Genomic DNA, 223 nt, shown 5'->3' with positions numbered 1-223 from the left:
GCCATTGGAATAAGGGGTAATCTCCACATCCCGGTAGGGACGCAGCACAGGACGTATCCAGAATTCCCCACCCAATCGGTTTACAAATCGTTTGGACAGCAGGGTGATCCAGTTAATGCCACGGATGGAATGTTCATACTGTAATTTAGCTGTGTGCACTGCGGAGTTCACTTGCAGGGAAGGGTAACGTTGCGCCAGTTGATACTCTAAAGGAAAGTAGTCA

1 protein-coding gene is annotated in these 223 nt (G+C 48.9%); it reads right to left on the bottom strand.

Annotated elements, in window-relative coordinates; genetic code table 11:
- The coding region (locus ACGF49_RS25430; protein ID WP_387493629.1) for a type VI immunity family protein at positions 1-223 on the bottom strand (223 nt) is incomplete at both ends.

The organism is Photorhabdus sp. RM96S (genome assembly GCF_042879335.1).
Lineage (GTDB): Bacteria > Pseudomonadota > Gammaproteobacteria > Enterobacterales > Enterobacteriaceae > Photorhabdus > Photorhabdus kayaii.
The sequence above is the reverse complement of the archived record's forward strand: the minus strand, read 5'-3'. Positions and strand labels throughout refer to the sequence as shown.